The 17,982-nt window shown below is 35.9% G+C and carries 21 protein-coding genes, 2 pseudogenes and 1 riboswitch; of the genes and pseudogenes, 17 read left to right on the top strand and 6 right to left on the bottom strand.

Translation table 11 applies throughout. The features are described 5' to 3' along the window. Positions 1–16: 16 nt before the first annotated feature. Positions 17–211 (bottom strand): hypothetical protein, encoded by a 195-nt coding sequence (locus tag FS802_RS08600; protein WP_000172690.1) that lies wholly within the window; start codon positions 209–211, stop codon positions 17–19. Positions 212–329: 118 nt separating this feature from the next. On the opposite strand from FS802_RS08600, the gene FS802_RS08595 reads away from it, so the two are divergent. Further along, entirely contained in the window at positions 330–665 is a 336-nt protein-coding gene (locus tag FS802_RS08595; protein WP_048561777.1) for a DUF1878 family protein, read from the top strand. 5 nt (positions 666–670) lie between these two features. Here the strand turns inward: FS802_RS08595 and FS802_RS08590 are convergent, their stop codons facing one another. The 3 genes from FS802_RS08590 to FS802_RS08580 all read right to left on the bottom strand — a co-directional run bounded on the left by FS802_RS08590 (position 671) and on the right by FS802_RS08580 (position 2,509). Next, a complete protein-coding gene (locus FS802_RS08590; RefSeq protein ID WP_000834920.1) occupies positions 671–1,228 on the bottom strand; it encodes an HTH-type transcriptional regulator Hpr in 558 nt (185 codons plus the stop codon). Between the two features lie 298 nt (positions 1,229–1,526). Continuing rightward, on the bottom strand, positions 1,527–1,889 hold the full coding sequence (locus FS802_RS08585; protein WP_000030297.1) for a YtxH domain-containing protein: 363 nt from the start codon (positions 1,887–1,889) through the stop codon (positions 1,527–1,529). A 185-nt stretch (positions 1,890–2,074) separates the two neighbouring features. Continuing rightward, entirely contained in the window at positions 2,075–2,509 is a 435-nt protein-coding gene (locus tag FS802_RS08580) for an HIT family protein (protein ID WP_001016840.1), read from the bottom strand. Positions 2,510–3,068: 559 nt separating this feature from the next. Here FS802_RS08580 and ecsA point away from each other — a divergent pair. The 6 genes from ecsA to FS802_RS08550 all read left to right on the top strand — a co-directional run bounded on the left by ecsA (position 3,069) and on the right by FS802_RS08550 (position 8,719). Beyond that, positions 3,069–3,812 carry an ABC transporter ATP-binding protein EcsA gene (gene ecsA, locus FS802_RS08575; RefSeq protein WP_071711167.1) on the top strand — a complete coding sequence of 248 codons (744 nt, stop codon included), beginning with the start codon at positions 3,069–3,071 and terminating at the stop codon, positions 3,810–3,812. Next, complete coding sequence (gene ecsB, locus FS802_RS08570) at positions 3,805–5,016, top strand: ABC transporter permease EcsB (RefSeq protein ID WP_098653175.1); 1,212 nt, start codon at positions 3,805–3,807, stop codon at positions 5,014–5,016. Before ecsA ends, ecsB begins: the two co-directional genes overlap by 8 nt. A 13-nt stretch (positions 5,017–5,029) precedes the next feature. Next, a complete protein-coding gene (gene ecsC, locus FS802_RS08565; RefSeq protein WP_098200925.1) occupies positions 5,030–5,737 on the top strand; it encodes an ecs operon protein EcsC in 708 nt (235 codons plus the stop codon). Between the two features lie 128 nt (positions 5,738–5,865). Further along, positions 5,866–6,591, top strand: a complete 726-nt coding sequence (locus FS802_RS08560) for a (Fe-S)-binding protein (RefSeq protein ID WP_144524968.1) — start codon at positions 5,866–5,868, stop codon at positions 6,589–6,591. A 15-nt stretch (positions 6,592–6,606) separates the two neighbouring features. After that, positions 6,607–8,037 carry a LutB/LldF family L-lactate oxidation iron-sulfur protein gene (locus FS802_RS08555; RefSeq protein WP_098653176.1) on the top strand — a complete coding sequence of 477 codons (1,431 nt, stop codon included), beginning with the start codon at positions 6,607–6,609 and terminating at the stop codon, positions 8,035–8,037. Further along, positions 8,018–8,719 (top strand): LutC/YkgG family protein, encoded by a 702-nt coding sequence (locus tag FS802_RS08550; RefSeq protein ID WP_098653177.1) that lies wholly within the window; start codon positions 8,018–8,020, stop codon positions 8,717–8,719. The genes FS802_RS08555 and FS802_RS08550 overlap by 20 nt, the downstream gene beginning before the upstream one ends. Before the next feature lie 84 nt (positions 8,720–8,803). Here the strand turns inward: FS802_RS08550 and FS802_RS08545 are convergent, their stop codons facing one another. Beyond that, on the bottom strand, positions 8,804–8,956 hold the full coding sequence (locus FS802_RS08545) for a sporulation protein YjcZ (RefSeq protein ID WP_141545991.1): 153 nt from the start codon (positions 8,954–8,956) through the stop codon (positions 8,804–8,806). A gap of 156 nt (positions 8,957–9,112) precedes the next feature. Between FS802_RS08545 and FS802_RS08540 the strand changes: the two genes are divergently transcribed. From FS802_RS08540 to FS802_RS08515, 7 genes are all read left to right on the top strand, one after another. Next, complete coding sequence (locus tag FS802_RS08540) at positions 9,113–9,694, top strand: TetR/AcrR family transcriptional regulator (RefSeq protein WP_098653179.1); 582 nt, start codon at positions 9,113–9,115, stop codon at positions 9,692–9,694. A gap of 2 nt (positions 9,695–9,696) precedes the next feature. Continuing rightward, entirely contained in the window at positions 9,697–9,864 is a 168-nt protein-coding gene (locus FS802_RS31005; protein WP_176545818.1) for a hypothetical protein, read from the top strand. Between the two features lie 79 nt (positions 9,865–9,943). Then, positions 9,944–10,420: a PH domain-containing protein gene (locus FS802_RS08535; RefSeq protein WP_098653181.1), complete on the top strand. Its 477-nt coding sequence runs from the start codon at positions 9,944–9,946 to the stop codon at positions 10,418–10,420. After that, complete coding sequence (locus FS802_RS08530; protein ID WP_144524966.1) at positions 10,413–11,852, top strand: PH domain-containing protein; 1,440 nt, start codon at positions 10,413–10,415, stop codon at positions 11,850–11,852. The genes FS802_RS08535 and FS802_RS08530 overlap by 8 nt, the downstream gene beginning before the upstream one ends. 190 nt (positions 11,853–12,042) lie before the next feature. Continuing rightward, entirely contained in the window at positions 12,043–12,696 is a 654-nt protein-coding gene (locus tag FS802_RS08525) for a DUF975 family protein (RefSeq protein ID WP_098653183.1), read from the top strand. 188 nt (positions 12,697–12,884) lie between these two features. Then, on the top strand, positions 12,885–13,322 hold the full coding sequence (locus tag FS802_RS08520; protein ID WP_117616440.1) for a hypothetical protein: 438 nt from the start codon (positions 12,885–12,887) through the stop codon (positions 13,320–13,322). Further along, positions 13,319–13,582: a CPCC family cysteine-rich protein gene (locus FS802_RS08515; protein ID WP_098653184.1), complete on the top strand. Its 264-nt coding sequence runs from the start codon at positions 13,319–13,321 to the stop codon at positions 13,580–13,582. Before FS802_RS08520 ends, FS802_RS08515 begins: the two co-directional genes overlap by 4 nt. 65 nt (positions 13,583–13,647) lie before the next feature. On the opposite strand, the pseudogene FS802_RS08510 reads toward FS802_RS08515, so the two are convergent. After that, positions 13,648–14,030 (bottom strand): annotated as a pseudogene (locus FS802_RS08510) (hypothetical protein). 331 nt (positions 14,031–14,361) lie between these two features. Between FS802_RS08510 and FS802_RS08505 the strand changes: the two are divergent. From FS802_RS08505 to FS802_RS32035, 3 genes and pseudogenes are all read left to right on the top strand, one after another. Then, on the top strand, positions 14,362–14,898 hold the full coding sequence (locus FS802_RS08505; RefSeq protein ID WP_098653185.1) for a TetR/AcrR family transcriptional regulator: 537 nt from the start codon (positions 14,362–14,364) through the stop codon (positions 14,896–14,898). 171 nt (positions 14,899–15,069) lie between these two features. Continuing rightward, a riboswitch (cyclic di-GMP riboswitch) is annotated at positions 15,070–15,162 on the top strand. A 61-nt stretch (positions 15,163–15,223) separates the two neighbouring features. Then, positions 15,224–17,755 (top strand): annotated as a pseudogene (locus FS802_RS08500) (SpaA isopeptide-forming pilin-related protein); the annotation flags it as partial. 46 nt (positions 17,756–17,801) lie between these two features. Then, on the top strand, positions 17,802–17,982 hold a 181-nt coding region (locus FS802_RS32035), incomplete at its 3' end, for a hypothetical protein (protein ID WP_483296237.1).

Raw genomic sequence — 17,982 nt, 5'->3', positions numbered from 1 at the left:
AAGGGGCTTTCCTTCCTCACTTTCCATGAAATATAATTTCTATATAACTAGAAATTAATAAAATTGTTATACATACATTAATAACCCGAAAGACACCGGGTTGGCGGCTCGCAGCTATTTGTTTTCGTTCACACAGTGTATGTGTCATGAAATTCGTGTAAAATATAACAAGAAGTGCGAATGCGACAAAAACAACTGTTATAAGTGTCATGAGGCGAGACCTCCTTTTGGCTAAAATACATATACTTTATATATTGTATCATACGATATTTTGTTCGTGTTATAAAATTCAGAAATAGAAGACTTTGTGTTAGAAAGAGAGGGAGAAAATGGACGTTGTTAGAAGATTAGAACAAGCTGAATACTACGTAGACCTACTATTTAAAATGATTGATGAAGAAAAGTGTCCATTTTATTCTTTAATCATAAAGAAAAAAGCTCGTAAAAAAGATATTGAACGTATACTAAATCTTTGTGAAATATTGAACGAGCAATATGTAGTGGAGAAAGCAGAAGGGCTTCTTTTGTTCGATGCGCTGTTAGATCAATTTGAAAAAGCGCTTCCACATCAGCTCGAAGTACACGAAACTGCGGAAGCGCTAGCAAAACAAGGTTTATTTAACCCGCTTATGAATGAATTCTTAAGCATGATTGCGAAAAAATAAATAGATTACTTCTTAACTAACTTCTGATCGGATTCCGTAAAGTTCTCCTCAATATTCTCTAATGATTTCTCAAAAATATCGATGAAGTCTTGTCCGTAAATGTTGCGCAAGATAGCGATAAGTTCGATATTTTCTGGGAACTTACCATAGAAATTACGAAGTGCAAGAGCCCCATTAAATACAGAGTTATTTTCAGGATCATACTCCTCCATTAAGCGAAGTAGTAATTCTTCCCCTTTGTCTGTAATCTCAATGTACGTATTTCGTTTATCATCTTCTTTTTTCGAGAACACAAGATAGCCGCGTTCTTCCAGCTTTTTCGAGAAGTTAAACGCCGTTGATACGTGCATAACTCCAAACTTAGCAATCTCAGAAATAGAAGCCCCTTTTAAATGATAAGCGATTGACAAAATATGATGCTCATTAATGTTTAAATCGTAAGGCTTAATCCACTGTTGCCAATCTTTCTCTACGCATTTCCATAACGCTTTCGATAATTGAGCAATGCGTTGGCTGAAAATCATCGCTTCTTTTACCGAGTAATCTTTTTCTCCACTTTTCATTTACTCACCCACTTTAACATTCTTTTTCATTACTATCTATTATGCCAGTAAAGTAAAAATTAATAAAGTCTTTTTGTGAGAATTGTGAAAATTTTTCGGAAAAATGACATTCTATACAAATCATGCATAAGCATGGAAGCGTTTTATGAGTCGTGAATACATGTGTTGTCCTTACATGTTAAGTGATAACATATATTGTAAATGCATAAAAACACGGCATATCTGTGTGATATGCCGTGTTAAGGTCAATTTATATAAAAAATATTTGTTATATGCAAAAAACTAAGCAGGAATTTGTTTACGCTTTTTCCGGAACAGCTTCTTGTAGTTTCTCAATTGATTTTTGAATGTCCAAAATTTCTTGCTCAATATGTCGTTTGTTTTGAGAAATATCTTGCTTCCAGTTAGAAAGCGTGTCTTGCATATCTTCTTTTAATTCTTGAAACACTTCTTTACCTTCCGAAGCAGTTTCAACGATTTGACGTTTTAATAATTTTGTATCAGCTGTAATATCAGCTAAAGTCTTTTTAATATCAGTTCCTTTTTCTTTCAGCTTACCGCGCATAGCTTTACCAGAAGAAGGAGTAGAGAAAAGAACGGCTAATCCAGCAACTGCTCCGCCGCAAATGACACCTGTAATAAAGGATTTAGCTTTTGACATAAAAGGAAACCTCCTTATTTTTTGTTCGTATTCATGATGTGAAAAAATATGCATATCTTTAAGACGAGGGAAAGAAAAGTGTGCAATGCACATTCCCTGGCATCTTGAATGGAGAAACAAGCCGTGCAATATGTAATCACTTTAGGAAAGTGGCTTGTTATGTATTACTTCTTATTATAGTGTCATTATTTCACACTATTTGCAATTGTACTTGCGATGTTTTGTAAATTTTCCATTGTGTATTCATTTTGATGTGATTTCCAAACAGCACCGAAACCATCGTTTTCACCGTAGCGTGGAATTAAATGAAGGTGGAAGTGGAACACAGTTTGTCCAGCTTTTTCACCGTTATTGTTAAGTAGGTTGAAGCCAACTGGATTAAACTCTGCTTTAATCGCATTTGCGATTTTCGGAACGACAGAAAAAATGTGTGATGCGATTTCTGGCGTTAACGCAAAAATGTCTTGTTTGTGAACTTTTGGAATAACAAGAGTATGTCCTTTTGTTACTTGACTAATATCTAAAAATGCAAGCACATGTTCATCTTCGTATACTTTTGAGCAAGGGATTTGCCCGTCAATAATTTTACAAAAAATACAATTGTCCGCTGTATGGTTCATTGATCTCATCCTTTCAAGTAGCCTTAGCCGTATTTTACCATAATTATATAAGAGAACAAACACGAAAAACAGGAAGCTGACTCAGCTTCCTGTTTTCTGAAGAGGGATTGAAAAAGCATTATCGTAATTTACGTTTCGCAGACACCTCATTTATTTAAGAAATGCACGGTAAATCGGCTAAAGTTTCTGCCGTAGACACCCCATTTTCAAGTGAAATGAATTGCAATCTTTATAAAAGGAAATTGTTTATTTTTTAAAACAGTATATGCTCTTTCGGAGACACCCCGTTTCTAAAATGAAACAAATGATCTGGTTATGTGTAAATTTCTTTGTCCAACATGGACACCCCATTTCATGATGACTTCACTATGTTGTTGTACTCATCAATTGGTGGTCGCTTTTTCAATGTGTTCCTTCTTCACTAATTATGATGTCCGCTTTCGGAAAAATATATGCGAACAAATTTAAATTTTTTTTGAGGGCATCGATACTATGTAGTACAGCGCTATTTTTGGTAAGATGAATATAGAATGAATACTAATGAAGAAAGTGGTGTCGTATGAGCGAGTTATTGCGTGTAGAAAATGTTACAGGAGGATATACGAAGCGACCTGTACTAAAAGATGTTTCGTTCTCTGTGAATAAAGGCGAACTTGTCGGCTTAATCGGTTTAAATGGAGCGGGTAAAAGTACGACGATTAAACATATTATCGGTTTAATGGAACCGAAAAAAGGAACTGTCACAATTAATGGGAAAACAATTCGTGATGATATGACAGCGTACCGTTCTAGTTTTTCGTTCATCCCAGAAACACCGGTATTATATGACGAGCTAACGCTAGAAGAACATTTGAAGTTAACAGCGATGGCGTACGGTGTCGATGAAAAACAATATGAAGAACGTGTAGGGCAACTATTACAAGAATTTCGCATGAAAAATCGTTTAAAATGGTTTCCATCTCATTTCTCAAAAGGGATGAAACAAAAAGTAATGATTATGAGTGCGTTTTTAGTGGAACCATCTCTTTATATTGTGGACGAACCTTTCGTTGGGCTTGATCCGTTAGCGATTCAATCACTTCTTCAAATGATGGATCAAATGAAAAAGAGCGGTGCAGGAATCTTAATGAGTACACATATTTTAGCGACGGCAGAGCGTTATTGTGATTCGTTTATTATTCTGCATCAAGGCGAAGTAAGAGCGAAGGGAACATTATCTGAACTGCAATCCGATTTTAATATGCCAGGTGCAACGCTAGATGATATTTATATTGCATTAACGAAGGAAGAAGATTATGAATAGCACAGCATTATGGAAAGAACGATTTCGTCACTTTCTAAAAGAAGTTCGTACATATAGTAAATACGTATTTAATGATCATTTGAAATTTATTTTCGTATTCATCATCGGCGCAGGAGCGTATTATTACCAGCAATGGTTACAAACGTTAACACCGTCGTTTCCGACAGCGCTCGTTATGGCAGTGTTGCTTGGACTCGTATTAACGGCCGGATCGATACAAACGTTATTAAAAGAAGCGGATCTCGTTTACTTGCTGCCAGTTGAACAAAAGTTAAAACCTTACTTTACAAAGGCATTTCTCTTTACGTTTATGATTCAGTTATACATAATCGCAATCGTAGCGGCTGCGCTTGCCCCGTTATACTTCCAGCAAATGAAGCAAACAGGAGCGGCTTACATATGGATTGTGCTCGCGTTTGTCATTGTAAAAGCGTGGAACTTATTCGTCGCGTGGGAAAAATCATTTTTAACAGATCAAAATATACAAAGAGCGGATTGGTTCATTCGTTTTATTTTAAACGGTTTATTTGTGTACTTCCTTGTAGAGCGTACTTCCGTTATTTTTGTTGGCGGAATCATCCTTCTCATGGTGTTATACCTTGTAGTACTGCATCAAATGGTGAAGGGAAAGCCGCTAAACTGGGAGTACTTAATTTCTGAAGAAGGTAAGAAGATGATGCTGTTGTACCGCATCGCGAACATGTTCATTGATGTACCAGCATTAAAAGAAAGAGTAGTACGTAGAAAATGGCTTGATTTCATTCTTTCGATGATTGGTGAGAAGCGTACATATTTATACTTATATACGAGAACGTTTTTACGATCTGGTAACTATTTTGGCTTATATGTGCGTTTGCTCGCTCTTGGAGGAGTTATTCTTTACTTCATTCCGTTTTTATATGGACGATTTATCGTAAGCCTTATTTTCCTATACTTAATCGGTTATCAGCTATTAACTTTATGGAAACATCACCGCATGAAGATTTGGCTTGATTTGTATCCGGTAGGGGGAGAAGAGAAGAAGAAAGATTTTCTTGTCTTATTAAATGCGATCCTTATTATCGGCAGCGTTGTATTTACAGTTATATTCGCCCTTGCGACGAAAGATTTCATGATGACGGGAATTTTACTAGTCGTAAGCATAGTATTTAGTATCGGTTTCGTTTATCAATACGGGGCGAAACGTATTGAGCGTTTAAATTGAGGGGAATGAACCTATGATTACATACGAAGAGAAGGTTATAAAAGAATTGGAGCAGTGGAAAGCTACATTCATGAAAGATTCTTCTATGATGACACGGTTGTCTAAGAAAGTGCAGACGAAAGTACAACAGCTTATTCCGGCGAAAGTGCAAAAAGTATTAACGGAAACGATTCGGATGATGGTGCAAACAATTAGTGCCGGATCAAACTTTATAAAGCCGAAATTAAAAGAGACGAACTGGTCATTGCAAAGAAGAGACGACGAAGTACGTAAAAAAATGGATGAGTACAAAAAAATAGCAGCGGCAGAAGGAGCAGGGACGGGAGCTGGCGGTATTCTCCTTGGCCTTGCTGATTTTCCGCTTTTACTCGGCATTAAAATTAAATTTTTATTCGATGCCGCAACATTGTACGGATTTGATACGAGTAACAAAGAGGAGCGCCTTTTTATCCTTCACGTTTTTCAACTTGCCTTTTCAAGTGACGATCACCGAAAAGAAATATGGAAAGCAATCGAAACGTGGGATACAGAAGAAGAAAATCATATGGACTGGGAAAAGTTCCAAACAGAGTACCGAGACTATATCGATTTAGCAAAAATGCTTCAGCTCGTACCAATAATCGGTGCCCCGGTTGGCGCATATGCGAACTATCAATTACTGCAAAGACTCGGAGAAGTGACGATGAATTGTTATCGTATGCGACTACTTAATAGAAATTAAAAAGAAAGCATCCTAAATGTGTAATTTAGGATGCTTTTTGTTATTTTTATTCATATTTTTCATCTTTTTACCAATAATATACAAATAGAGTTACTTGAGATTACTTTACTGTATTTAGGGGTGCAAATATGAAGGTATTAATATTTATCACTTGTGTGGCAGATGTTTTTTATCCAGAAGTTGGAAGTGATGTCGTCGAAATTCTTGAAGATTTAGGGTGTGAAGTTGACTTTCCTAAAAGCCAAACTTGCTGCGGACAGCCTGCCTATAATAGCGGGTACGTGAAAGAAACAAAAACAGCGGCAAAACATATGATTGAAACCTTTGCTCATTCAGAATATGTTGTGGCACCATCGGGTTCGTGCGCGATGATGGTTCACGAGTTTTCTACCTTATTTTCTGACAGTGAAATGGAGTGGAAGAAAAAAGCGAATGAACTTGCGAAGAAAACGTATGAATTTACACAATTTCTCGTTGAAGTATTAGGGAAAGAAGACTTAGGTGCGGTGCTTCATAAAAAAGCAACAGTTCATACATCTTGTCATATGAGCCGATTAATGGGAATTAAAGAACCACCGCAAAAATTATTAAAATGTGTCAAGGGACTGGAAGTAGTTTCGCTGCCGCATAATTATGATTGTTGCGGATTTGGAGGGACATTTTCAGTAAAGATGCCAGAAATCTCTGAACAAATGGTTGAGGAGAAAGTAAAGCATATTATGGAAACCGGTGCGGACTTATTAATTGGGATGGATTGTAGCTGCTTAATGAATATAAAAGGACGCTTAACACGCAATGGCTATCCAATTGATGTAAAACATATTGCTCAAGTATTAAATGAGGACCGAAAATAAGAGGGGGATATACAGATGGGAATGAGAATTGGGAACGATCCCTTTCATAAGCGTACTGCAACCGGTATTGGCGATCAATTTATGCGACAGGCGGTTAGGAAAGCGCAAGATGGTCTTAGGGGCAAGAAATTAAAAGCGACTGAGAGTCTTGGGAATTGGGAAGAATGGCGAGCTTTAGGAGAAGAAATTCGAAAGCATACATTAGAAAACCTTGATTATTATTTATATGAACTAAGTGAAAATATTGAGAAAAACGGTGGTTTTGTTTATTTTGCAAAGACGGCAGAAGACGCAAGGGAATACGTAAAAGAAATTGTAAAAAAGAAAAACGCGAAAAAAATTGTGAAATCAAAATCGATGGTAACGGAAGAAATTAGTTTGAATGAGGCGATTGAAGAAGCTGGAGCGGAAGTGCTAGAAACAGATCTTGCTGAATTTATTCTACAAGTGAACGACCACGATCCGCCGTCACATATTGTTGTTCCATGCCTTCACAAAGATAAAGAACATATTTGTGAAATATTTAAAACAAAGTTACATTACACTGGAACATCTGACCCTACGGAAATGGCGAGGTTTGTAAGAAGCTATTTACGTGATGATTTCTTTGCGGCGGATATAGGAGTGACTGGATGTAACTTTGCGGTTGCAGAGTCCGGGTCCATTTCTATCGTAGCAAACGAAGGAAATGCAAGGCTTACTACGACACTTCCGAAAACGCTAATTACAGTTATGGGGATGGAGCGTATTGTTCCGACATGGGAAGAGCTTGATGTTTTAGTAACACTTCTATGCCGAAGTTCTGTAGGACAAAAGTTAACAAGTTATATTACAGGATTAACGGAGCCTGGTGGGACAGATGGGCCTGAGGAATTTCATTTAGTCATCGTGGATAATGGTCGTTCCGATATTGTAGGAACAGAATTCCAAAGTGTTCTGCAGTGTATTCGCTGCGCAGCATGCATTAATGTTTGTCCTGTATATAGGCATATTGGCGGACATGCATATGGTTCTATTTATCCAGGACCGATTGGAGCTGTATTAACACCACTTTTAGGGGGATATGATGAATATAAGGATTTACCTTATGCATCTAGCCTTTGTGGTGCTTGTACAGAAGCGTGTCCAGTGAAAATCCCGTTACACGACTTATTAATTAAACATCGCAGCCGCATAGTAGAAGAAAAACGATCACCGGTAGCTTGGAACGCGGCGATGAAAGGTTTCGAAAAAGTAGTGAAGAGTCCTAGCTTATTTTCTTTTGCTGCGAAGAGCGCTCCGTATGCATTAAAACCTCTTGCGAAAGGTGATAAAATCGAGCGTGGCATTGGGCCGTTAAAAGCGTGGACGGATGCGAGAGATTTCCCGATTCCGAAAAAACAACCGTTTCGAAAGTGGTTTGAAAAACACGTAAAGGAGAAAGATGATGGCCATCCAAAATCGTGAGGAATTTTTACTCCAATTATCAGAAAAGCTTGGTAGAAAACGTCCTGAAGCAGTGGAAAAGCCGAAATGGTCTTTTGCCCCGCAGTGGACTGTTTTTGATGGACTCGCGCAAGATGAACTTGTATTACAATTAATAGAGCACTGCGAAGTCATTCATACAGAAGTAAAGCGAACAACGAAAGAAAATCTTGTTGGAACATTGGGGTCTTTACTACAAGAATGGAATATTAGATCCGCTATGTATGCGAACGATGAGCGTTTTCATGAATACGGTCTTACTCCACTTTTCAAAAGTGAAGGTGCAACACATTTTCGTATGTGGGGATCGGATCATAAAGAAGAGGACATAGCATTTGCGAAAGCTGCTGACCTTGGCATTACGTTCAGTGATATGACTCTGGCAGAATCAGGAACCGTTGTGCTATTTAATGACGGCTTAAAGGGGAGACATGTTAGTCTTCTTCCGGAGTCGTACATTGCAATCGTTCCTAAAAGTACGATCGTACCAAGATTAACCCAAGCTACAAAACTAATCCATGATCAAAATAAAGCAGGAGAAAAACTACCCGCTTGTGTAAATTTCGTTTCTGGTCCATCAAATAGCGCGGATATTGAAATGAACCTTGTAGTAGGTGTACATGGGCCGATCCGAACAGCGTATATTATAGTGGATGATCAATAATGAAACACACATGATGTTATAAGAATGCTGAAAATAGAAAGCACTGGCCGTTTATATAGCCAGTGCTTTTCTTACTGATGAAAGCTAAAGACCGAGTCCACTATAGCCGACTCCAGCTACGATTAATATGATAAATAGCACAATGAGTACGATATAACCGCTACTAATACCCTTACCATCTTGTCCAGCTTCACCGCCACCAGTGCCACCACTACCGCCTTTACCGCCAAGTCCCATAGGAATATCCTCCTTATTGTTATATGTTGCTTTTACTTTATACTTTTCTGCATTTACCAATAAATTCCTCCTGAAGCGCTAACTAACTTGCAAATCATTTCGTTTCATTTTATAATCTACTTACCGACCGGTAAGTAAAAATAAGTGAGGTACAGTATGACAAAGAATTTACAAACATCGCAAAACATTGTCGAGGCATCATTTAAACTCATGGCAGAGCACGGTATTGAGAAGATGAGCCTTTCCATGATTGCGAAAGAGGTAGGTATTTCAAAACCGGCTATTTATTATCATTTTTCTTCTAAAGAAGCGTTAGTTGATTTTTTATTTGAAGAGATTTTTTCTGGTTATCATTTCGCTAGTTATTTCGATAAAGAACAATATACGAAAGAAAACTTTGCAGAAAAGTTAATTGCCGATGGTTTACATATGCTCTCTGAGTATGAAGGTCAAGAAGGAATATTACGTGTTATAAATGAATTTATCGTAACTGCATCGCGAAATGAAAAGTATCAGAAACGCTTATTTGAAATACAAGAAGATTTCTTAAATGGTTTCCACGATTTATTGAAGAAAGGTGTAGAACTTGACGTTGTTTCACAACATGCAACGGAAGAAAATGCTCATACGTTAGCGCTTGTGATCGATAATATGAGTAATTACATGCTGATGGGATTCCAGTTAAAGTATAAAGAAATTTGGATTCAAAATGTGAAAAACGTAATGAAGGAGGAATAAAAGTGAAAATGCAAAAAAACTGGTGGCTCGGTTTTCTTGGGTTCATTGGAGTGTATAAAATTCCAGGCATGATAGAAGCTTTTCAAGCGGATGGAAGTTGGCTGAAGCTAATCGGTTTCATTTGGCTACTTTGGTTCGGATATTTTATTCCTGAGAAGAAAGAAGATTAAATTTCAATTTTATGTAAAGTTATGTAAAATATAGATTGAGAGTATTCGTATATTAGATTACTAGATTTGGAGTGGTTACATGGATCCATTGAAAAATGAAATTCACCCTGACATGGTCAAGGTGTGGAAAGTTCGTGCTGTAATTGAAGAAGGAATCGGAATTCTTGTCATTTTAGCTTACCTTTTCCTCATGATAAAGTTCGATTGGTGGGCGTGGATTTTGTACGTGTTAATCGGGTTAACGGTTGCACTAGCGCCATTTGAGTACTTCGTATTCCCAAAACTTCGTCAGCGTTATTATAGTTATCAATTAAATGAAGAAGAACTTGAAATTCAGCACGGTCTGTTCGTCGTAAAGCGCGTATTAGTACCGATGATTCGTGTGCAGCACGTTACGATTGAACAAGGGCCGATTATGAGAAAGTATGGATTAGCACAATTACACATTTCAACAGCGGCAACTTCTCACAGCATCCCAGGCTTAACGATGTATGAAGCAGAAATGTTGAAAACGAAAATCGCAGAATTAGCGAAAGTGAGTGATGAGGATGTATAAGAGGCAGCATCCAATCACGATGTTATTAGAATTAAAAATAACAGACTTTATACCACTCATTATTTTCATGTTTAGCTTAAACGGAAAATTCCCGTTTTGGTATTTAATTCCCGCTGCATTCGGTTTACTTACCGTTTTTTCAGCGTTTGAAAAATGGTATTACACAATATATTGGATTGAAAATAACGTATTGCATGTGAAACAAGGGCTCTTTGTGAAGAAGGAGAGCTATTTAAATAAAGAACGTGTTCAAACGATTAACACAAGTTCTAACGTGTTATATCAAATGCTTGGCTTAAAGAAAATTCAGATTGAAACAGCTGGCGGAGGCGATGATGCAGAAGTTAGCTTAGCTGGTATTACAGTAGAAGAGGCAACAGAGCTTATTGCAATGCTAAATGAGCCAACTCCAGAAGTGAAAGCAGAAGATACATCAGAAAAAGTAGTCGAAAAAGAAATCGTTACAGAAGAAAAACAAGCGACAGAATACAAATTAACTTGGAAAGAAATTTTATTAGCATCTGTTACATCTGGTCAGTTTGGACTATTATTCTCATTAATCTTTTTCGTGTATCATCAAGTAGATGAGTACATTCCAAAATGGATAGAGAATGGCGTAAAGTCGTATGTAATGGAACATGATATATATGGCTGGATTTTCATGATAGTCATTTTGATCGTCCTTTCGTGGATCATATCGACAATTGGTTACGCGTTAAAACATGGAGATTTCACAGTGAATCGAAGAAATGATGAAGTCCGCATTTCGCAAGGATTACTTGAGAAAAAAGAACTCGCCCTAAAGTTACATCGTATTCAAGGTATTACGATAAAAGAAAGTATTTTACGTCAGCCATTCGGTTATTGTGCTGTGCAAGTAGAAGTCATTCAAAGTAAAGGACTGGGTGACGAGAAAGAAAAAGTTACACTGCATCCTATCATTCGAAAAGATCGCGTACAACAGTTACTTGCACATTTACAATTACCATACGAACTGAATACAAACATTATTTCATTACCAAAAGCAGCATTACGTCGTTACTTAATTGATAGTTTTATATTCTTCGCAATGCTAGCAATCCCGCTTACTGGAATAAGTATATACTTTGAAAAGTATTACATCATGTGGGCGTTGATTCCACTCGCGATCCTTATCTTTACACTTGGATACGGAACGTTTAAAACAAATGGTTACAGTGTAAACGGGGAGCAAATTACGCTTGTATATCGCAGCGTCGGAAAATATACAGGTCTTGTTAGAAGAAGACATGTCCAATCAATGGAAAAAACACAATCATATTTCCAGCGCCGAGCGGATTTATGTACGTATAAGTTCTCTAACGCATCATCGAATTATAAACTAGAGCATACGAGAGTAGCAGATGCGGAGAGAATGCAGGATTGGTATAAGAAGGAATTAAGTGAAGATTAACTTGAAAAAGCTTGCCTATTATGAAAGGCAGGCTTTTTTTATTATAGGAAAATGAGGGGCTTAATCCATATATTAGTACAGCTACAGCGCACATATATCGAAAAAGTAGTATACTTCTATTTCAGGGAAATCTGTGGAATTTTTGATATAAATGGTATACTAATATAGAAAAAGTATTAGGAGGCTATATATGATAAGTCAGTTAAAAAGAGCAGCACTTGATGCATTAAAAGGAAAATGGGGGTTAGCGGTAGGGGCAACCTTATTAGTCGGAATCCTTATTGGAGCTGTTGAAATGCTAACCACAGGTATTTTCTCGATGTTTTGGGGTTGGGAAGCAGCAAATGAGTCACTTACAGTAACTATTATTGCAATGTTTATTATCGGTCCGTTAACAGTGGGTGCTTCTTATTTTGTTTTAAATGTAATTCGTGGGACTAATGCTCGTATCGGTCATATATTTAGATGGTTTAACGATGGAAGTAAGTTTATGAAATCGTTTTTAACATATTTACTAATGAATGTGTACTTGATTCTATGGACATTACTTCTTATTATTCCAGGTATTATTAAATCATTTTCTTATTCTATGACATATTTTATTTTGAATGATCATCCAGAATATACAGCGAATCAAGCGATTACTGAAAGTCGTCGTATGATGAATGGACATAAAATGGATTACTTTTTACTATGCTTAAGCTTCTTAGGTTGGTTCATTTTAAGTATTCTTACTTTAGGAATCGGTTTCTTATGGTTAGTACCTTATTTCTACACGACATCAGCTGCATTTTATGAAGAGATTTCAAAAGAATATTATAAAAAAGAAGACACTACTTTTTAATAACCACCTATCCCCTAAAGAATATAAGGCACAGATAGTTTAGATGTTCTGTTTATGGGGAGCACTTCAGGATAAGGTATAGGTTATTATATAAAAATTCTGCCCTCTATGTTTTAGCATAGAGGGCTATTTTTTCATGTGAAAATAATGAATAATATATGTGAAACAAAAAAGCGAGGTGAATGAGAGTGAGCAAATTTTTAATACCATATTCATTTTCTATATTAAGTTTCTTTATTTCAGCAACGGCACTTGATTTATATGATAGGATGGGAAACAATAGTGAGCTGGTTTCGCCGAACTTACTTGGTAAAATAATTCAATCTACTGCGCAAATGGGAGTCCTTACATTGTATTTTGGAGTACCTATCATTTTAGGTGGCTGTCTACTTGGTGAACTATTGTTTAGAGGTATCATTTTACGATTTAAACTAAGCTATATTATATCTTTATTATTATATTTACTTTTAGCTTGTAGTATTGTTTCTGTAACGGTAGGAATGCCAGCTACATATGAAGATTCTAATGTTTTTGTCATGGGAATAACTATGATTTGCGCTGTTACATTCTTTGTGGGGCGGAATATATGGGAGAAAAAACAAGTTAATAATGGAGTGACAAAATGAAATACACATGTCCATGCTGCGGGTATAGAACAATAGAAGAAGAACCACCAGATACATATGAAATTTGTAATATATGTTATTGGGAAGATGATGAGGTTCAGTTTAACGATCCTGATTTTGAAGGCGGGGCGAATGTAGTTTCGTTAAGACAAGCACAGAAAAATTTCATTGCATTTCGTGCTTGCGAGGAATACTTTGTGAAATCAGTTAGAAAGCCGACTAGTGAAGATGTGAAGGATGCTAGTTGGAAGCAAATTTAGTAAGGAAAATGTTATTACTCAATTTATCAGGAGTAATAACATTTTTTTATGCAATGATGAAAGAATTAACACCGTCTTATAAGATAAAACATTAAAGATGATACAGTAATAGGAATGCCAGTATTCAGAAAGGTTTCTAAAGTAAAGGATAGAAAATCTCTGTCGTTAAACCACATAAAGAATAAATGACTGTAGGAAATACCTAACAATATAAATAAAGGAATACCGATTTTTAATTCGTGACTTCCTTTTATTTTTCTATAACAAAATTCACCTAATAAACAACCGATAAGAACAGGAATGCTTCCAAGAATTGAAAACATAATAATAGATACCCAAATCGGCCCCAGGAGTCAGCATAATTTGGAACTAGTGTATACTGTAAAACGTTCACAATGATAGAAAAAACCAGTAAGCATATTAAATAACTAATAGAAAATTTTTTCAATGGAATCATCCTTATAAAATTCCACTTTATTTTTATGAAAATATAAACCTCTTTAAATTACAGATTAGATATATAAGGATAATTAATTTTATACATTTCGTGTTTATGGATATATTTTCAATGAATATAAAAGTATAGATGTATAGTCAACTTTGAGTGTTTAATGTTATCATATTGAATGATATGGAAATTTTTAATAGAAGAAGCAACGAAAAATTCAAAGGTAATGGAGCCTTTGTTGTATAAAGAAAATATTTATTGTTACTCAGCAATATTAAAAATAAGATACGCATTTATATAAATTTAGTAGAAATGGGGGTTTTAAAAAGGAATGAGTATAAGTATAACAAGGCAAAAGATTTTAGCAGCCGCTTCTCAAATTGTGCAATGTAAAGGGGTTGCTAAGTTAACTTTAGAAGCGGTAGCAAAAGAGGCGGGGATAAGTAAAGGTGGATTGTTGTATCACTTTTCAACTAAAGAAGCTTTAATAGAGGGCATGATACTCAAAGGGACGGAGGAGTATCAAGACGCTATTCACAATAAAGTTGCGGAAGACTTAGAGAAGAAAGGAAGGTGGGTACGTTCTTTTGTAGAGGAAAGATTAAGTAATGAGAGAAGAGTAGAAGAGCTGGGGAGTAGTATGATGGCAGTATTAATGCTAAAACCTGAATTACTTGAACCGTTACAACAGTCATTTCAGCAACTGCAAAATAAAATAGAAAATGATGAGATAGATTCAGTTTGTGCCACAATTATTAGATTAGCGGCAGATGGATTATGGTATTCGGAATATTTAGGGGTTGGAAGACTAAGCCCTGAATTAAGAGAAAAAGTGATTCAAGCTCTTATTTGTAATTCATATAAATAGAATATGCGAACTATATAATGTAAAATAATTCACCATTGCTTATTTAATGCACTGGTGAATTATTTTTTTTATTAGAAAAATAGAAAAATTTTACAGAGTATTGAATCATAACCGTCCAGACGGTATAGTAATATTTGGTTTAAGAGGAAAATGAAACAAAAAAAGAATAAAAAATATTTTTAGCACACTATTCGAAAGGATAGGCCGCAAAGCTTAGAGTCTACGGTAATACATATTGGTTACTAAGATCGTCTGGTTGCACATTTTTGATGCAACCGGACGGTCTTTTTTTTTGTTATATAAATATAAAAAATAGGAGGGAATTATGCAAATGAAAAGTACTAAAAGGCATATTTCGGTGGTTTCATTAGTTTTTCTAGTATTATTTTCAGTGCTAAATGTATGGGCTCCAGTTATTCAAGCCGCTGTGATAAAAAATCCAGTGGACGAGATTAATATCTCCCGTACTGATGGTACAACGTCTGAACCATATCAAGCCTCAGATGGCATGAAAGTAGAAGTGAAGTGGTCAGCTAAAGAAAAAATAAAAAGTGGAGATCAATTCACAATTGATATGCCAAAAGAATTCAGAAAAGATCTTATGAATATGAGTTTTCCTTTAAAAGATGCTGAAGGAAAAACAGTTGGTACATGTGAGATGAAAAAGGGTCTATTGACATGTACTATGGGTGATTACGTAGAAGGAAAGAATAACATTAAAGGTTCTTTATTCGTAGAATTTTATTTTGGTCTAGAAGCATATGATGGTATTAAAAAAATCCCATTAGAATTTAACGTTGATGGTCAAATCGTAAATAAAGAAGTAAGTGTAAATAATACGACAGAGAGACCGAAGCCACAGCCCAATACAGATAATCTATTGAAATGGGGTTCTTATAATCAGGAAGATCCTTCAATTGCAGACTGGACGGTATATGTAAATGCAACTGGAACAGAAATGCAAGATCTTAAATTAACAGACACATTGGGACCTGGGCATGAATTAATTACAGATAGCTTAATATTAGAAGAGGCTGTATTTGAAGATGGATATGCAGCAACAAATGTTAAGCCAGCAGATTTATCTAAAATTAAAATTAATGCAATGAAAACTGGATTTACAATTGAATTTCCAGACAGCTCAAAAGGTTATATTTTAAGATATAAAACAAAGATTACTAATCCTGCTGCAAAGCCTCATAAAAATACAGTGAAATTAGAAGGTAAAAATATTGTAACTGAAGAAAAAGTGGGAGAAGTATTCGTAAGTGGTGGGGGAGGAACCGGTTCAGGTGACGATAATCCACCTAGCATTGAAAAAAATATAGTAGATGAGAATGGTAAGATTGTAGAGAATCAGCAGTTAACACAAATGGATCAAGCTATTCAATACCAAGTTGGTACACATATACCGAAAAATTCACCTAATTATACGTCAATGGTAATTAGTGATGATTTAGAAGATGTTTTAGAAGTATTAGAGGCAAAAGTATATGATCAAAATGGTCAAGATATTACTTCTAAAGGAACGTTAAATATAGATAAACAAAGAAGTGAAGTAACATTTGCGTTTGGTGAGAATTTTGACTATAAGTCATATGAAGACCAGGTAATTAACCTCAGCATTAAGGCGAAAATTAAAGCTAATGCAGATTTATCTTCTTACGTAGATAAGAAGATTCCTAATAAAGCGGAATTACATTTTGATGATAAAACATTAACATCGAAAGAAGTAACTGTTACGCCGCCTGAAGCTCCAAAAGAAGGTACAGTATCGATTCATAAAATAGATGCTGAGAATCCGAACAAAGGGTTGAAAGGTGCTGAATTTGAAGTTCGAAATAGTGCAAATGAAGTTGTTGCAAAACTGATAACGGACGAAAACGGCTTTTCAATACCTCAAACTTTAGCTCCTGGGACGTATAAAATTTATGAAACAGTAGCGCCAGAAGGATATCAAAAATTAACAATTCCAGTAGAGGTTACACTTCAAGCTGGTGAAACAAAAGCCATTGAAGTCAAAAATACTTTGCAAAAGGGTCAAATCGAATTAAAGAAAATTGATTCGGAAAATGGTGAAAAACCATTAGCAAATGCAGAGTTTGATATAGTAAAAGACAGTGTAGTAGTTGAGCATATTGTTACAGATAAAGATGGTAAGGCAATCTCTAAACCGTTAGCGCCAGGGAAATATATTTTAAAAGAAACGAAAGCGCCTGAAGGATACCAATTAAAAGAAACAGAGTTCGAAGTAAATGTAACAGGGGACGGCATATTCCCAATAACAGTAAAAAATGCAATGACAGACAAAGGTAATGTAGAAGTTACAAAAGTGGATAAAGACAGTGGAACAGTGTTAGCGGGCGTAACTTTCGAAGTGCAAGATGAAAAAGGCAAAGTAGTAACGAAAGTAACAACAGATAAAGAAGGAAAAGCAAACATTTCAGACCTATCTGTAGGGAGTTACAAATTAGTAGAAGTAGAAAATTTACCAGGCTACAAAAAACTAACAGAGCCAGTATCATTCGAAATCAAAAAAGGTATGACAGAAGTTTTATCACTAAAAGTAGAGAATGAACAGTTAGATAAAGGTTCAGTAGAAATTACAAAAATGGCTGCTGAAAGTAAGAATGTATTATCAGGGGCAGTGTTTGAAGTTCATGACGAAAAAGGCAAAGTAGTAACGAAAGTAGCAACAGATAAAGAAGGAAAAGCGAAAGTCTCAGACTTATCTGTAGGTCACTACACACTTGTAGAAGTAGAAGCACCAAAAGGTTATGAAAAATTAACTCATCCAATTCCATTTGAAATTACAAAAGGAATGATAAGTCCAGTTCAATTAGAAGTATTGAATAAATTGACTTCTTTAGCACCACCAGGTCCAGAAGAACCAGAAACAACGGATCCAGAAGAACCAGAAACAACGGATCCAGAAAAACCAGAAACAACGGATCCAGAGAAACCAGAAACGACGGATCCAGAGAAACCAGAAACGACGGATCCAGAGAAACCAGAAACGACGGATCCAGAGAAACCAGAAACGACGGATCCAGAGAAACCAGAAACAACGGATCCAGAGAAACC

Origin of the sequence: Bacillus sp. DE0042 (genome assembly GCF_007680225.1) — a bacterium.
GTDB lineage: Bacteria > Bacillota > Bacilli > Bacillales > Bacillaceae_G > Bacillus_A > Bacillus_A wiedmannii.
This window is presented reverse-complemented; position numbering and strand designations above follow the sequence as displayed.

What these genes read in the sequence shown, in the direction of transcription:
- FS802_RS08550 (WP_098653177.1), top strand. Translation starts at nt 8,018, where the DNA reads ATGGCCATCCAAAATCGTGAGGAATTTTTACTCCAATTATCAGAAAAG.
- ecsC (WP_098200925.1), top strand. Translation starts at nt 5,030, where the DNA reads ATGATTACATACGAAGAGAAGGTTATAAAAGAATTGGAGCAGTGGAAA.
- FS802_RS08530 (WP_144524966.1), top strand. Translation starts at nt 10,413, where the DNA reads ATGTATAAGAGGCAGCATCCAATCACGATGTTATTAGAATTAAAAATA.
- FS802_RS08525 (WP_098653183.1), top strand. Translation starts at nt 12,043, where the DNA reads ATGATAAGTCAGTTAAAAAGAGCAGCACTTGATGCATTAAAAGGAAAA.
- FS802_RS08560 (WP_144524968.1), top strand. Translation starts at nt 5,866, where the DNA reads ATGAAGGTATTAATATTTATCACTTGTGTGGCAGATGTTTTTTATCCA.
- FS802_RS08540 (WP_098653179.1), top strand. Translation starts at nt 9,113, where the DNA reads ATGACAAAGAATTTACAAACATCGCAAAACATTGTCGAGGCATCATTT.
- ecsA (WP_071711167.1), top strand. Translation starts at nt 3,069, where the DNA reads ATGAGCGAGTTATTGCGTGTAGAAAATGTTACAGGAGGATATACGAAG.
- FS802_RS08585 (WP_000030297.1), bottom strand. Translation starts at nt 1,889, where the DNA reads ATGTCAAAAGCTAAATCCTTTATTACAGGTGTCATTTGCGGCGGAGCA.
- FS802_RS08515 (WP_098653184.1), top strand. Translation starts at nt 13,319, where the DNA reads ATGAAATACACATGTCCATGCTGCGGGTATAGAACAATAGAAGAAGAA.
- FS802_RS08590 (WP_000834920.1), bottom strand. Translation starts at nt 1,228, where the DNA reads ATGAAAAGTGGAGAAAAAGATTACTCGGTAAAAGAAGCGATGATTTTC.
- FS802_RS08580 (WP_001016840.1), bottom strand. Translation starts at nt 2,509, where the DNA reads ATGAACCATACAGCGGACAATTGTATTTTTTGTAAAATTATTGACGGG.
- FS802_RS08600 (WP_000172690.1), bottom strand. Translation starts at nt 211, where the DNA reads ATGACACTTATAACAGTTGTTTTTGTCGCATTCGCACTTCTTGTTATA.
- FS802_RS08535 (WP_098653181.1), top strand. Translation starts at nt 9,944, where the DNA reads ATGGATCCATTGAAAAATGAAATTCACCCTGACATGGTCAAGGTGTGG.
- FS802_RS08505 (WP_098653185.1), top strand. Translation starts at nt 14,362, where the DNA reads ATGAGTATAAGTATAACAAGGCAAAAGATTTTAGCAGCCGCTTCTCAA.
- ecsB (WP_098653175.1), top strand. Translation starts at nt 3,805, where the DNA reads ATGAATAGCACAGCATTATGGAAAGAACGATTTCGTCACTTTCTAAAA.
- FS802_RS08595 (WP_048561777.1), top strand. Translation starts at nt 330, where the DNA reads ATGGACGTTGTTAGAAGATTAGAACAAGCTGAATACTACGTAGACCTA.
- FS802_RS08555 (WP_098653176.1), top strand. Translation starts at nt 6,607, where the DNA reads ATGGGAATGAGAATTGGGAACGATCCCTTTCATAAGCGTACTGCAACC.
- FS802_RS08545 (WP_141545991.1), bottom strand. Translation starts at nt 8,956, where the DNA reads ATGGGACTTGGCGGTAAAGGCGGTAGTGGTGGCACTGGTGGCGGTGAA.